Below are 15,125 nucleotides of genomic sequence, written 5' to 3' on the forward strand. Positions count from 1 at the left end.
ATTTTACACTTTGATGTCATGGTTAATTCTTACCCTGTGGCTAATCTCATTACCAAAGGGTGGTAATATGATCAGTATTGATAAAGTGGTTGAAGATAACTTACCGAGTCTTGCCAACTCACCAAAAGTAAAAGGCCTGGTAAAGAAAGGGCTGGGCTATTTATTACACGAACAAGAGTTTGTTGCTTTTGCCGATACCTATCCTCACCTACAAGGATTAGAGTTTATCGAGCAAGTGCTCGAAGAGCTGGACTTCAGTGCTCGCTTTAGCTCATCACAGTTGGATAATATCCCAAGCGAAGGCCGCCTCGTGATTATCGCGAATCACCCGATTGGCTCATTGGATGGCTTGGCGCTGATAAGCGTGCTAGCTCGCGTACGCCCAGATATCCGTGTTGTTGCCAACCGTTTGTTGATGAGTGTAACGCCAATGCACTCATTACTACTGCCGGTTGATAACATGTCTGGCAACAGCCGCAAGCAAGAACTCAATGCCATTCATCAGCACCTTAAAGCTGAAGGAGCCTTGTTAATTTTCCCTGCTGGCGAAGTGTCGCGGCTACGCCCAACAGGCGTTAAAGACTGCAAGTGGAACAATGGCTACCTGCGTATAGCCAAAAAGGCCAATGCGGCTATCTTACCGATTTTAGTAAAAGCTAAGAACAGTCCGCTGTTTTACGGTACGTCGATGATTTACAAGCCGCTTGCCACCTTGTTACTGGTACAAGAAATGTTTAAGCAACGGCAAAAGTCGCTGGAGTTCGAAATAGGCACTGCCATTCCGCCGAAGTCTTACCTTATTGATAACCTTAATGACAAAGAGATCAGCCGGCTTATTCGTAAGCAGCTGTATAGATTGGGAACTAAAAAGCCTGAACTCTTAAAAACCCAAGCTCCCATTGCTCACGCCGAGTGCCGTCAAGCCTTAGTAGGGGCGCTCGGTGAATGCGAGCGCCTGGGAGAAACCCAAGATGGCATGCAAATCTACTTATATAATTACCAAGGCAGTTCACCGCTATTTCGTGAGCTCGGACGCCTTCGCGAAATTGCCTTTCGCGCTGTCGGCGAAGGCAGTGGTCGCCGCCGTGATATCGATAAATATGACATGGACTACCACCACCTCATTCTATGGGATCCTAAACAGCTAGAGCTCGTGGGCGCTTACCGCCTTGCATGTGCCGATGATATTATTGCCAAACACGGACGCCAAGGGTTATACACGGACAGTTTGTTTAACTACCAAGACGATATGGCGCCTTACTTCGGTGCTGGCATCGAACTTGGCAGAAGCTTTGTGCAACCCAAGTACTGGGGCCGCAAAAGCCTCGATTACTTATGGTTTGGTATTGGTGCGTTTATTAGTCGCTACCCGCAATATCGCTATTTATTTGGGGCCGTCAGTTTATCCAATGCGCTGCCTCAAAATGCCAAAGAGCTGTTAGTTTATTATTATCAGCATTACTACGCTCAGCAACAGCCGTTGGCAACGGCTAAACATGAGTTTAAATACAGTGAATGTGTAAAAGAGCAGTGCCAACGTTTGTTTAATGGCAGTGATGCAAAAGCTGACTTTGCAGAGTTAAAACACGTGCTTGCCAACATGGGAGCACAAGTCCCAACACTCTTCAAACAATACACTGAACTTTGCCAACCTCAGGGCGTCTCATTTTTAAGCTTCAGTGTGGACCCCGACTTCAACAACTGTATTGATGGCCTAGTGCTGGTAGATATGGCAAAGCTAAAAGAAAAAAAGGCGCGCCGTTACCTTAACAACGAAACCCTCATTAAGCGCACCTGCAATATTGATTAACCAACCCCCAACCAAAAAATAGCCGGCGTATGCCGGCTTTTTCATGACTCACTTGAGTTATTTAGTGAAAAAATGCGCCAATGTGCGCTCGTAAATTTCGGTGATCTTAGCTAAATCACTCACAGCCACACGCTCATTGTCTTGATGTATGGTGTGGTTACGTACACCGCATTCGACCACTTGGGTGTCAGCACTGGCAAAAAAGCGCCCATCAGAGGTGCCGCCACTGGTACTCAGTTGCGGGTAACTCTGAGTGCTTTGGTAAATAGCTTCTTCCAACGCTGCGAGCAGGTCGTACGCTCCCCCACCCGCCGTGTAATAAGGCTCACAGGGACGCTGCCAACTAATTGTCGTATGTTGCTGCCAAGGCGCCAAGGCAGCGGTGATTAAGCGTTTAACGCTTTCACTACGATAGCCATGACTATAGCGCACATTGAACTCTATAAAGCAGCTGGCTGGCACCAAATTATCTAAACTGTTAGGGACTGTGAGGCCAGTTATTTGTAATGTTGTTTTCGACCCTTCAATATCTTTTTGCCAATCTATTTGTTGCAAAGCCATGCTCATCTGAGCAGCCAAATGTGCGGCATTCACACTGTGCTCGGGGTAAGCCACATGCCCGGCTTTACCAAGAACTTCTATACGTGCTGAAAGTGCACCACGGCGGCCATTTTTGATGGTATCGCCAACGCGTTTATCCGCTGTGGGCTCACCCACTAGGCAGACATCAAGATGTTTGCCTTGGGCGGCGAGATAGTTAGCTATTTCCGCATTGCCATAAAGTGCCTCACCTTCCTCATCAGAGGTGATCAACCAATAAAAGTGCCCCTGTGTTGGGCTTTGCATGAGCACTCTATCGGTCGCTTCCAACATTGCTGCGACGCCGCCTTTCATATCAGCGGCTCCTCGGCCAATAATTTCACCATTGATTATCTCAGCAGCAAAGGGATCAACATGCCACCGCGATGCATCAGCAGGTACAACATCGATATGGCCACAAAAGGCAAACTTGGCGCCTGGACCAAAGTAGCAATCGGCAACAAGGTTCGTGACACCATGACAGGTGAATACATGACAATTAAAGCCACGCTGTTGCAGCTGTTGTTGTAACCAATTGATAGCCCCACCTTGCTCAGGGGTAATGGAGCGAAACCGAATAAGCTCTTGTAAATATGAAACGACATTATCTTGATTAACGCGTTGTTGTTGCGATGTGTTCAATTGCATAACGCCTGCCCTGTTGCAGCTGTTGGTAAAGCTATTACAACCTGCTCATATGACATCTTAATGTCAGCTTATGAACTCTCCTTTGTGTGCATGAAATGGATAAAAGTTTAATCTAAATCAAGGTTTTTAATCGCTCTGCAGCGTACCTGAGGCAAAGCTTGATCTAGAACAGTTTTTATTTTTCTTAAGTAGTGATAATGGCGCCAACAGCAAAGCTTTTCCGATGTATCGAACAGGAATATGATGATGAAAAAAACACTCAGCGCAGCTCTAATTGGCCTTTTCCTTGGCACCTCTTCATACGCTCACGCTAACCTAAGTGTTAACGTTGGCGCTATCAACGTAAACCCTGATAGTGAAGTGTCTAAAATTAACGAAGCCCCAACCTTAGGGCTTAACGCCGACGATGATACTCAGCTTGGTCTCACGTTCGATTATGCACTCAATGACAATTGGACCATTGAACTTATCGCCGCCACGCCATTTAGCCATGATGTTAATGGTCGCCTTGGCCTTGAAGGTGCGAAAATTGGTAACATTAAGCACCTTCCACCCACGCTATTAGGTCAATACCACTTTGGCCAAGCAGGTGATCAGTTCCGTGCCTTTGTGGGTGCCGGCGTAAACTACACGGTATTTTTTGATGAGCAAGCAAGCCAAGACTTAAAAACCACGTTAGGGACTGATGATGTTGAACTCAAGCTTGACGACTCAGTTGGTTTGGCCGCTCAAGTTGGCTTTAACTATGCATTCGACAAGCACTGGGGTTTACACGGTATGGTGAGCTACATGGACATTGATAGCGATGCCAGTGTATATGCAAACGGCCAGAAAGCGCTGACCGTTGATGTCAAAATTGACCCTGTTGTGGCGATGCTAGGTGTACGTTACACCTTCTAATACCGATTCACGGTTACCACTTGCTAATGTAAGCAACTAAAGCGGCTAATTCTTGTTAGTCGCTTTTTTTTGCTCCAACATGGCTTTCCAGTGCATGATTTCCGGCGGTAAAATGGGTGCCTCATCATTAAAATCAGCCAGCGCCAAAATCTCTTCGATATCGACGACCCCTTTTCGCGAGCGAAACACGCCCCGCACATAAGCAATGGCATGCAGGCCTCGGTGTGAGGTGAATTTTTGCTCGATATAAAAATACTTATGATCCCAGCCTACCAATCGGGTCGAAACCGTGAATTTTTGCCATGGTTTTACATCGCGAATATAGGTGATTGCTGTCGCATTAACCACAGGGAACCAACGGCGCTTCATCACCGCACGCAGTAGTCCCAAACGCGCAGTCATCCATGTCCGAGCGATATCCATTAACGCCAAATAACGAGAATTCGTTAAATGTAAATTAATGTCGCAATCCAGCGGCCAGGCCCGAAAGTCAATATCGACCGTATCCAACAGCGGCTGTTGTGTTTTATTACCTTTGATTTTGAAAAACAGCCATAATAAACGGAAGTATAAGTTCACCGCGCTCTCCTTGTGGTAGCGTGTTAAGAAACAGGTAAGACCACCATCATAGCATTGCTTGAGTCGTCGAGCACCTTAGTGCGTTAGTTGCGCAGCGACGCTAGGTCATTTAAGGTTAAAACTTCTCGCTCACAAAGGGGTTAATATGAAACCAACTTTATTTGCTCTGGCCACATTGGCAATGAGTATGCCTTGCTTTGCTGATTTTGATTACGTCGGCAAGGGCACAACCGCAAACAGCGCCGGGCAACAAACACCTTTCACCTTCGGTTTCGCATGGGACAGTGAGCAAGGTACGTTGCGTATCGGCAACAAAAGTTATGATATGGACACCCTCCCCGAGTCATACTCTTTGGCCTTAGTGCTTAGTAAAGACGACAGCCAAGTATGGCTGCAAGAGTTCCACTCTGGCTGGTTTGACAGCTTTTACTGGCAACTCGGCGAACATGTAATTCGCCTAGAGAAAGGACAATTTGAGCAACAGGTTAAAGGCAATTACGAGTTACATATTGATGATCGCAGTTACTTTTTCACCAGCAATAATGCCGCTATAAAAGTAAACTTCGCAACTGAGGGCGTTGAGTCGATCACCGTCAGTGGGGTCACTAAGAACATGGGCACAAAAAAATAGCGCCTGACGGCGCCATTATTAAACTTTGACCGTTTTTCGGTTTATCCCGTATTCACGCAGCTTATTCGCTACAGCGGTGTGACTCAGGCCCAAACGCTTCGCAAGCTGTCTAGAGCTGGGGTATGCAGGGTAAAGTTTACGCAATAACGTAGCTTCAAAGCGTTTTACTGCCTGATCTAGGCTGCCTTCAAAATCAGACTCCAAGTAACCAAGATCATTAGTGAAGCTCGGAAGTTGCAAGTGCTCCACCGTCAATTCGCTATCATCGAGCAAAGATACCGCGCGGTAAATGGCATTTTCTAATTGCCGCACATTGCCCGGCCATGGATACTGCTCCAAATACTCAATACACTCTTTACTTAAGCTAGGTACCGTCGCGCCGTTTTGCTGCGCATACTTTTGCACAAAGTGCTCAGCCAGGGGCCCAATATCTGCTTTTCTGTCACGCAGTGGTGATATTTCCAACGTCAGTACATTGATACGATAATAGAGGTCCTCGCGAAAGCCCCCCTCTTGCACCATGGCTGGAAGATCTTTTTGCGTCGCCGCGATAATGCGCACATTGACCTTTACTTCGTTCTCATCGCCGACCTTGCGGAAAGTACCGTCCTGTAAGAAGCGCAGCAGTTTGGTCTGCAGCTGGGTCGACATCTCGCCAACCTCATCTAAAAATACCGTGCCGCCATCGGCTTGCTCTAATACCCCGCGTTTGGGGGCGGCGTTGTCTTCATACCCGGCATAACCAAATAACTCTGATTCAGCAACATCATCAGGCAGTGAGGCGCATGACAACGCAATAAAGGGTTTAACCGAACGATTAGAGGCATAGTGGCAGGCTCTGGCCATAAGCTCTTTACCTGTGCCCGTTTCACCGGTGATCAATATCGGCGCATCAAGCTGCGCCATTTTGCGCGCTTCGCGTACAGTGCGGCGCATCGCCGTTGAATAATTATGTATGGTGGCGAAACTTTCTTGGCCATAGCGGCGAAATGCACTGACTTGTTGACCTAGACGACTTTGTGATTTGATATTGATAACCGCCCCCGCCAAGGCGTCTTGCTCTTCACCTTGAGGCACAGAGATAGGCAGAATATCGGCAATGAAATCTTCTCCGGCCACTTCCACACGGGTGGTTTGTCCTAATACCTCAGACCCCTCTAACCAACGGGTAAAGTTAAAGCCTTTAAGGAGGTTATTGATATTGGCGCCAACCACGTCTTGCTCGCTCAATTGTAAGTCGCGACATGCCGCAGCATTACACAACCGCACCCAACCTTTGTTATCAATGGAAATAACGCCATCGGGGAGCGCACTGAGTAGGGTATTAAGCTCGTTATGCTCACGCTCGGAGGGCATAAACGCGGTTGTTCGAACGTCTTCAACACCGTCAATTAGGCGGATAGAAGGCATAATTTTTTGGAATTGCTCAAACTCGATGGGGGGGAAGCTGACATACATACGACAATGCTTAGCATCTACTTCGATGCCTTTTAGGTCAACTTGGTAGCTCACCAGGATATTCAGTATCTCTTGGGCGATACCGATTCGGTCTTGGCAATATATTTCAAGGCGCATGGATCCCTCAATCACGTGTTACCAATCAAATGCTGGGCGCAATCATACGCTATAAAAGGCTAAGATGGATAGCAAAACGTAAAGAAAATTGAACAAATAATCGATTCTATTTTATACCCCCACGCCAAGAAGTTATCGTCTGGATTGCACAATATAAGGCTAAAAAGCCAGCATGGTAGAGCTCCGGGTTCATTGGCGGTTAAGCGTCAGTACTTCCCCTGATGCATGGCTCTATGTATACTGTCGCGCGCTTGTCATCAGGATAAAGCAGCGCAGCGCGTGCAATTCTATGCATAACCTCGCTTTTTTACCATGGTGATAGCGGGCCACCCGTTCACATAAAATGTGCCCCCTCAGACTCCAGTTGAGGTTATGGCACACCATTACTTGGCGTCGCCGAAGTAATACTTGAACATCATAACAATAATAATAAGGCCTAAATAAGTGACAGTACGGCAGTACTGTAAATTGCAGTAATAGTATTCAAGGCTCACAGCCTTTGATACTGATTTATTTAGGAAGTAAATTTTCATGAGTTCAGCACCTAAAACAGGTGATCTTTTCGGTCACCCTAAAGGGCTCTTTTTGCTATTTTTCACAGAAATGTGGGAGCGCATGAGCTATTACGGTATGCGCGGTATCTTCGTGCTTTACCTTTCCACTATCGCCACCGCCGCAGCCATGGGTTGGGATATGGCTTACTTTGGCATTGACCCTTTAAGTGCCAACGCCCAAGACGAATATCACAAAGCGCTGCAATCAAATGCACTCAGCATTTTGGGTATCTATGCGCTGCTTGTTTATGTAACACCGGTACTCGGTGGCTGGTTTGCCGACAATGTATCTGGTCAGCGAAAAGCCATCATTTTCGGTGGCCTCACCATGGCCCTCGGCCAATTTGCTTTAGGCACGCCTCATGCCATGGTGTCAGGCTTTGAGAAAGAGATGATGTACCTGGGCTTAGCGCTACTAATTCTAGGTAATGGCTTCTTCAAACCTAATATCTCTACCATGGTGGGAGACCTATATAGCGAAGGTGATAAACGCCGCGATGGCGCCTTTACCATCTTCTATATGGGGATCAACTTAGGCTCTATTTTAGGTTACTTCGTCGTTGGTTCTATCGGTGAAAAGTTTGACTATCAATACGGCTTCCTCACTGCCGGCGTCGGTATGCTACTGGGTGTGGTGTTGCAGTTACTATTAGCCAAAAAATACTTAGGTAGTATTGGTACTGTGCCATCTGCTAAGCAGTCTGAGGACGACCAAGGCGCAAACAAAAAGCCGCTAACCAGTGAAGAGCGCGACCGCGTTAAAGTGATCCTTATTATGAGCTTTTTCACTATCATCTTCTGGGCTGGGTTTGAGCAAGCAGCGGGGTCAATGAACCTCTTTGCGAAATACAAAACCGACTTGGTGTTTTTCGGTTGGGAAATGCCGGCCAGTTGGTTGCAAGCAGTTAACCCTATTTTCATCATTATCTTAGCGCCTATTTTTGCCAGCCTGTGGATTCGTATGGGTGATAAAGAACCGGATTCACCACGTAAGTTTGCCTTAGGCATGTTCTTCCTTGGCCTAGGGTTTATTTCTATGGTCGGAGCAGCTTTACAAATTGGCGATGATGCGAATATGAAAGCCCATGTAATTTGGTTAGTGATGGCGTATATCTTCCACACCATGGGTGAGCTGTGCTTATCGCCGATCGGTTTATCTATGGTCTCGAAGCTAGCACCACTTAAGTTTACTTCGTTACTAATGGGTATGTGGTTCTTATTCTCGGGCTTGGGTAACTACGTAGCAGCCGAAATCGGTAAACTAGTTGGCGAAGGTGGACCACTTAGCACCTTTGGCGGCGTTGCCATTATGGCCTTTATCGCAGGTATTTGCTTGTGGCTAATGGCCGACAAGCTGGTTGACTGGATGCACGGCGCCGAGGGCCAGCATGATAAAGAGCAACTGCTAGAAGAAGAGTTGGAAATCACTGGTGAGAAGCAGTAACCGTTAATCCCCTCTTCACTAAGGCGCCTAATGGCGCCTTTTTTGTGCATTTTTTTTGATGGCTGAATCTATTTAGAGAACAAATTTAACGAAAAGCTTACAGTTACCTAAAAACGTCCACTTATATTTACATTACCCCTCCTGGTTAATTCCCTGCCTAGGCTTTCTCTTTGGCACTTTTTCTCCGATGATGCCATCAAATGATCAGAGGTTGGCTGTTGCAATTTATAACCATTATTAGTGCGGACTCACCGCAATCACAGCCACCTATTACCTATGCAAGTGGAGTAACAACATGAGCGAAGTAAATAACCCTCTCGGCCTAATGGGCATCGAGTTTACTGAATACGCAACCCCAGATGCGGATTATATGGACACTATCTTTAGCGAGTTTGGCTTCTCAAAGTTGAAGAAGTTTAAAGGTAAAGACATTGTTTATTACAACCAAAACGACATTCACTTCCTTTTAAACAATGAGCGCGGTGGTTTTTCTGCTGAGTTTGCTAAAAGCCATGGCCCTGCCATTTGCTCTATGGGCTGGCGCGTAAAAGATGCGAATAAAGCCTTTGAAGTGGCGGTTGAGCGCGGTGCCAAACCGGCAACCGATGCGACTAATAAAGATATGCCTTACCCTGCTATTTTCGGTATTGGCGACAGCTTAATTTACTTTATTGATAAATTTGGTGATAACGGTTCTATTTACGACACCGATTTTGAAGATTTAGCGCAACCGAATGTGGTTGAAGGCAAGGGCTTCACTCGTATCGACCACCTAACCAACAATGTCTACAAAGGCACCATGGAAACATGGGCTAACTTCTATAAAGATGTGTTTGGTTTTACCGAGGTACGTTATTTCGATATTAAAGGCCAAAAAACCGCACTGCTTTCATATGCATTGAAATCACCTTGCGGCACCTTCTCTATTCCAATCAATGAAGGTAAGGATGACAACAACAACCAAATCGATGAGTACTTAGACGAGTACAATGGTCCGGGCGTGCAGCACTTGGCTTTCTTAACTGATGACCTAGTCGGCTCTTTGGATAAGCTAGATAAGAGCAATATCGCCACCTTGGATATTGTTGAGCATTACTACGACACTATTTTTGACCGGGTGCCTTGGGTCAAAGAGGACCGCGAGAAAATCAAGCAGCATCAAATTTTGGTCGATAGCCAAAAAGAAAACTGCTACTTACTACAAATTTTCACCAAGAACTTATTTGGCCCTATCTTCATTGAAATGATCCAGCGTGTTGATGATGGTGGCTTTGGTGAAGGTAACTTCCAAGCGCTGTTCGAGTCTATCGAACGCGATCAAGAGCGCCGTGGCGTTCTATAATTCCCTTTTTATCTAGCGTTAAAAGCAGGCTCGCCATTTATGGCGGGTACTGCTTTTTCACGTTTCGAGCCCTTGTTTTTTGTGTGAACGGCTCAATAACCAATTTAGAATCAGCAAAAGGAATCTCTTATGCAACTCAATGAAACGCACGATAAGAATTTAACCAGTTGGGTCAGCTCAGCCAACGCCAATACCGATTTCCCTATCCAAAACTTGCCATTTGCCACCTTTCGTCGCAAAGGCAGCAACGAAGTCTTTCGCGGTGGTGTCGCAATTGGCGATCAAGTCCTTGACCTAGCTACAGTTGCACGCCTAGAGCTGTTTGATGAGCAGGCACAGCAGGCTGTTGAAGCCGCAGCAGGAAAAAATCTAAACGCATTTATGGCCATGGGCCAAGCGCATTGGTCAGCATTGCGTCTGGCTTTATCGCGCGCCTTACGCACTGATAGCGAGTTACAAAACCAGCTGCAAGATGCGCTAATCGCACAAAGTGACGTCGAGTATGACCTGCCTTGTCACATCGGCGACTACACTGATTTTTATACCTCGATTTATCACGCTACAGCTGTAGGTAGTTTATTCCGTCCGGATAACCCTTTGCTACCAAACTATAAATGGGTGCCCATTGGCTATCATGGTCGCGCTTCTAGCATTGGCGTAAGTGGACAAAGCTTCCCGCGCCCTAAAGGTCAAACCAAGGCACCTGATGCCGATACGCCATCGTTTGGTCCCTGTAAGCGCTTGGACTATGAATTAGAGCTTGGCATTTATCTTGGTAAAGGCAATGAGCTAGGCGACACTATTGCCTTGGATGACGCTGATGACCATGTGTTTGGTTTTTGTCTTTTCAATGACTGGTCTGCACGTGATTTGCAAGCATGGGAATATCAGCCGCTTGGGCCATTCCTAGCGAAAAACTTTGCTTCTACCGTATCGCCGTGGATTGTTACCAACGAAGCGCTAGCACCTTACCGTCTCGCTTGGACACGTGACGAAAATGACCCTCAACCGCTCGATTACCTTGAATCCAGCAAAAACCGCGAGCTTGGTGCGCTTGATATTCAAATGGATGTCGCTGTTGAAACCGAAAAAATGCGCAGCGAGGGCAAAGCGCCGTACCGCTTATCACAGTCAAGTTTTAAACACTCGTACTGGACCGTGGCACAAATGGTCGCCCACCACACCGTCAACGGCTGTAACTTCCAGCCAGGCGATATGCTAGGTTCAGGTACTCAATCTGGTCCTGAGCACGAAGAGGCGGGCTCACTGTTAGAGCTATCTCGCGGCGGCAAAGAGGCCATTGATCTAGGCAATGGCGAACAACGGAAATTCCTTGAAGATGGTGACACCGTGATCATGCGTGGCTGGTGCGAAAAAGAGGGCTATGCTCGTATCGGTTTTGGCGAATGCCGTGGCACCGTGCTCCCTGCTAAATAACATTCTTTGATATGGCAATACGCCATAAAAAAGTGCGATTTATCCCCTGTTCAGGGTGCGATAAGTCGCACTTTTTTCCGTTCAGTTACAATTTTTTGCTGGCTTTTTAATCTCACCTTGATATCTTAGCTGCGTTTTTGTCAGTAATTTGTCGCTATGAAGTTAACACCATCATACTTAGTTACTAAGTTATTCCCAGCTAAGCAGCTCTTGATCCGTCAACACGGCGAAGTCAAAGTTGTTGAAATGAGCACGACCAAACAGTGCATGTTTGCCCTTGGGGTGTTGACATGCATTGGTGCCTTGGCGAGCTTTGGTGCCTATAACTTCTGGCAACAAACGCAATTACAACACACCAGCGGCGATGTACTGGCCGAAAATGAACAGCTAAAACACGAGTTGCAACAAGCACGGTTGGCGCAAGATGAGTTAATCGTCAAGTTGGGGCATTTAGAGCAGCGCCAACAACTAACACAAAGCGTGCTGGCAACCTTACCGGCTTCATTAATGCCAGAGCAAGGCTTACCCTTTGAGGCCATAGATGTCAGTGACGGCAATATAGATACTCGTGTGGCTCGCCTAACACAAGGCCACGACAACACCTTTACGCTGCTAGACCAAGTGATTGCCAAACGCGAACAGGCACTGTCTGAAGCTATTGCTCGGGCCGGGTTACCACAAACGGTGATGGACGAGCTCCTCGAAAAGAGTGAACAAGCCATTGCTCAAGGTGGACCACTGGAGCTGATCCTTGATGATCAGCAAACCGACACGTCAATGGATGTAGTCGACCGTCTGCTCACACTTAACCAATTAGAAACCATGCTCGCGCAAGTTCCACATGTACTTCCCGCTGCCGACTATTATATCTCCAGCAGTTTTGGCTTGCGTAAGGATCCCATGAATGGCCGCCGTGCTATGCACAAAGGCGTGGATTTAGCAGCTTGGCGCAATACCGAGATTTTTGCACCTGCTGAGGGCACTGTCGTTCGTGCAGGGCGCAATGGCGGGTATGGTCGATTCATCGAAATAGAGCATGCAAATGGCTTTAGCACCCGCTTTGGCCACCTCAATGAAATTAAAGTAAAACGTGGTGACACCGTAACTAAAGGACAAGTCATCGCGCTTATGGGAAGTACCGGTCGTAGCACAGCGACTCACTTACATTATGAAGTGCTGCATAACAACAAACATATTAATCCGGTAAAAATCACCAAGGCATTAACCGATGTTTTCAAAGAACAAAGATACACAGAATAGTAGGCCCGCTTTGAGTAAAAATACAGCTACCCCATCATTGATAGCGGCAGATGTTCGCTTAACAGGCACCCTCTCCAGCCAAGGCGAAGTTCAGCTCGATGGCCGTATTGACGGCGACATTAAGGCTGATACCTTAATTATTGGCAGCCAAGGTCAAGTTGAAGGCAGTGTTGAGGCCACTGATGTGACTATAAAAGGTCGAGTAAGTGGTTCAATTAGTGCCAGTAAAGTGGCGATTGAAAGCTCCGCCCAAGTACAGGGCGATGTCTTTCACGACACCCTAAGCATTGCCGCCGGTGCGACCATGGAAGGACAAATAAAACAGTTAAACAAAAAAGACAGCTTTAGCGTGGTCAGCAACAATGATGTTGCTGACAGCCAAGTGAACGAGTAGTTTTACCCTTTTCGCGCGGTGATATACATGTTTATCGTCGCGCGGAATACAATTTCCCCTCGCGTATTAGTCACCTCGACAGGAACCAGCAAGTCCTCCTTATCTTGCCATTGATGTGGCAGTGGGATGTGCGCCGTTGCTGTCATATCGGTGTCCACCTTGTTTAGATACTCCACCGTCATCCCTTTGGGGATCCAGCGGTGGGTTTTATGTGGCACCGTGGCATCGGTCAACACCCCCGCGACAAGCTCAGCAGCATTACATTGCGCAATCGCATGAATGGTGCCGATATGGTTATGCACAGCACGGCGGTTTTTTACTTGGGCGACGCACTTGCCTGGCTCTAACAGAGTGATAAAAGGCTTTATTGAGCCAAAGTAAGGCGCTTTAAAGCATACGGCTTTGGAGAATAACCAGTGCCCAAATGGCCAGTTGGTCAGTTTTTTATAGGTTTTAAGTAAAGGAGGCATGGACATGATAAGGTTCTCTATCTAACTCATCCTACCAGTAAACCTAGAATCGTCGCGAAAATCAATTCATAACAAACAAATAACACGAAAATGCTGGTATCTAATAGTGTTACTCTTACAATGTTGGCTTGTATTATTAGAGTATTACTGAGTCTGTGCGTCATTCATCTTCCAAGCAAAGTAAAACCCTGCTACTCGTATTGATGCTGCTAGTGGTATTTTGTCCACTCGCTATTGATATTTATTTACCCGCTTTTGTGGTTATGGCCGAGCAAATGGCTGTGTCTCAAGCACAATTACAACAAAGCGTTGCTGTGTTTATGCTCACCGTTGGCTTAGGTCAGCTAGCCGCCGGCCCGCTTGCCGACAAGATAGGCCGACGCCCTGTCGCCATTGGAGGAGCCGTGTTATATGGGGTATCGGCACTGGCCGGGGCCTGGGCACCGAGCTTCGAATGGCTGCTAGTCGCAAGAGCATTTCAAGGCTTGGGGGCATGCGCGACGTTTGTGGCTGCCTTTGCCATTGTGCGCGATGTTTTTGGACCTGCCCGTAGTGGACAAATGCTGACCTATTTAAATGGTATTGTGTGTTTTATCCCAGCACTGGCCCCCATTTTAGGGGCCTGGCTCACCGTACAGTTTTCTTGGCAGAGCAATTTTGTATTTATGGCGCTATGGGCTGTGATTGGTATCACCGCCACCCTTATGCTGTATCGCGAGACACGCCCTGCGGATAGTCACTATCAAGGTCACCTCCTCGACTTACGACGCTTTGTGCCCATTATCCGCTCGCCCATTTTTACTTTTAATGCGGCCATAGCGATGATCACTATGAGTTCCATCTTGATGTTCGTGACCGCAGCCCCAGGGTGGATCATGCAGCACCTAGGCCATGATATTGGCACCTTCACCTTTTGGTTCACCGTTAACGGTGCATTGAGTGTCCTCGCCTGCTTTATCGCTCCTCAATTTATAAAGCGATCGAGCCATAAAGCCTTACTGTGGGGACTATCTTTGCTATTAGTCAGTGCCGGAAGCTTGGTGTTGTTGCGTCACTCTAGCGCTATCGCTGCGTTAATGTTCCCCATGTTTGTATGTGCAATGGGGTATGCACTGATTTTGGGCAGTGCAGCTGGCGCAGCACTCGCGCCTTTTGCCAAACAAGCCGGTACTGCTTCGGCACTTGTTGGCGTTATGCAAATGAGTGGCGCTGGCGTACTCGTGCTTTTAAGTCAGCAATTACAACTAGCAGCCCCCGTTGCCATTGCATTGCACATCGCCGCGTTATTGCCATTTTGGTTAGTGCTATTAAGTAAGCGGGGACGTTTGTTGCACAAATAAGAACCAACCTTTTTCAGGTACTCTAGTGAGAACAGTTACTGTTCTCACTATATTTTTATATTTTTTAGACTCTTAGACTCCTATATATACACAAAGCTTCTGTTCTCCACCTTTTATTATTCCAAAAAAGTTACTAATAACGAGCCTGAAACCTTGCTGTTT

General features: G+C 47.0%; 13 protein-coding genes. 9 read left to right on the forward strand and 4 right to left on the reverse strand.

All coding sequences use genetic code 11. The annotated features are described in order from the left end of the window. Nucleotides 1–67: 67 nt before the first annotated feature. A complete protein-coding gene (locus MHM94_RS15150; RefSeq protein WP_045978221.1) occupies nucleotides 68–1,810 on the forward strand; it encodes a lysophospholipid acyltransferase family protein in 1,743 nt (580 codons plus the stop codon). Between the two features lie 57 nt (nucleotides 1,811–1,867). Here MHM94_RS15150 and dapE read toward each other — a convergent pair whose 3' ends face one another. After that, entirely contained in the window at nucleotides 1,868–3,037 is a 1,170-nt protein-coding gene (gene dapE, locus MHM94_RS15155; protein WP_235419749.1) for a succinyl-diaminopimelate desuccinylase, read from the reverse strand. Between the two features lie 246 nt (nucleotides 3,038–3,283). On the opposite strand from dapE, the gene MHM94_RS15160 reads away from it, so the two are divergent. Next, on the forward strand, nucleotides 3,284–3,937 hold the full coding sequence (locus MHM94_RS15160; RefSeq protein ID WP_138508767.1) for an OmpW family outer membrane protein: 654 nt from the start codon (nucleotides 3,284–3,286) through the stop codon (nucleotides 3,935–3,937). A 45-nt stretch (nucleotides 3,938–3,982) separates the two neighbouring features. On the opposite strand, the gene MHM94_RS15165 is transcribed toward MHM94_RS15160, so the two are convergent. Beyond that, nucleotides 3,983–4,516, reverse strand: coding sequence for a thioesterase family protein (locus MHM94_RS15165; RefSeq protein WP_022945283.1), 534 nt, complete (start codon nucleotides 4,514–4,516; stop codon nucleotides 3,983–3,985). Between the two features lie 145 nt (nucleotides 4,517–4,661). On the opposite strand from MHM94_RS15165, the gene MHM94_RS15170 reads away from it, so the two are divergent. Continuing rightward, nucleotides 4,662–5,147, forward strand: a complete 486-nt coding sequence (locus MHM94_RS15170) for a hypothetical protein (RefSeq protein WP_151173032.1) — start codon at nucleotides 4,662–4,664, stop codon at nucleotides 5,145–5,147. Nucleotides 5,148–5,165: 18 nt separating this feature from the next. On the opposite strand, the gene tyrR is transcribed toward MHM94_RS15170, so the two are convergent. After that, nucleotides 5,166–6,722, reverse strand: a complete 1,557-nt coding sequence (gene tyrR, locus MHM94_RS15175; protein ID WP_022945285.1) for a transcriptional regulator TyrR — start codon at nucleotides 6,720–6,722, stop codon at nucleotides 5,166–5,168. 531 nt (nucleotides 6,723–7,253) lie between these two features. Here tyrR and MHM94_RS15180 point away from each other — a divergent pair. The 5 genes from MHM94_RS15180 (at nucleotide 7,254) to MHM94_RS15200 (ending at nucleotide 13,153) form a co-directional block, all read left to right on the forward strand. Continuing rightward, nucleotides 7,254–8,720 carry a peptide MFS transporter gene (locus MHM94_RS15180; protein ID WP_022945287.1) on the forward strand — a complete coding sequence of 489 codons (1,467 nt, stop codon included), beginning with the start codon at nucleotides 7,254–7,256 and terminating at the stop codon, nucleotides 8,718–8,720. A gap of 295 nt (nucleotides 8,721–9,015) precedes the next feature. Beyond that, nucleotides 9,016–10,062: a 4-hydroxyphenylpyruvate dioxygenase gene (hppD, locus tag MHM94_RS15185; RefSeq protein ID WP_130147455.1), complete on the forward strand. Its 1,047-nt coding sequence runs from the start codon at nucleotides 9,016–9,018 to the stop codon at nucleotides 10,060–10,062. 129 nt (nucleotides 10,063–10,191) lie between these two features. Continuing rightward, on the forward strand, nucleotides 10,192–11,499 hold the full coding sequence (gene fahA / locus MHM94_RS15190) for a fumarylacetoacetase (RefSeq protein ID WP_022945289.1): 1,308 nt from the start codon (nucleotides 10,192–10,194) through the stop codon (nucleotides 11,497–11,499). A gap of 156 nt (nucleotides 11,500–11,655) precedes the next feature. Next, nucleotides 11,656–12,759 (forward strand): M23 family metallopeptidase, encoded by a 1,104-nt coding sequence (locus MHM94_RS15195; protein WP_235419750.1) that lies wholly within the window; start codon nucleotides 11,656–11,658, stop codon nucleotides 12,757–12,759. Next, nucleotides 12,728–13,153 (forward strand): polymer-forming cytoskeletal protein, encoded by a 426-nt coding sequence (locus tag MHM94_RS15200; RefSeq protein WP_022945290.1) that lies wholly within the window; start codon nucleotides 12,728–12,730, stop codon nucleotides 13,151–13,153. Before MHM94_RS15195 ends, MHM94_RS15200 begins: the two co-directional genes overlap by 32 nt. Before the next feature lie 2 nt (nucleotides 13,154–13,155). On the opposite strand, the gene MHM94_RS15205 is transcribed toward MHM94_RS15200, so the two are convergent. Then, the gene (locus MHM94_RS15205) at nucleotides 13,156–13,629 is read right to left on the reverse strand and encodes a hotdog fold domain-containing protein (protein WP_235419751.1); all 474 of its coding nucleotides are present in this window, start codon (nucleotides 13,627–13,629) and stop codon (nucleotides 13,156–13,158) included. A 149-nt stretch (nucleotides 13,630–13,778) separates the two neighbouring features. On the opposite strand from MHM94_RS15205, the gene MHM94_RS15210 reads away from it, so the two are divergent. Further along, entirely contained in the window at nucleotides 13,779–14,963 is a 1,185-nt protein-coding gene (locus tag MHM94_RS15210; RefSeq protein ID WP_235419752.1) for a multidrug effflux MFS transporter, read from the forward strand. Nucleotides 14,964–15,125: the final 162 nt, after the last annotated feature.

The sequence above is a fragment of the Pseudoalteromonas sp. CNAT2-18.1 genome (assembly GCF_022347865.1).
Lineage (GTDB): Bacteria > Pseudomonadota > Gammaproteobacteria > Enterobacterales > Alteromonadaceae > Pseudoalteromonas > Pseudoalteromonas ruthenica.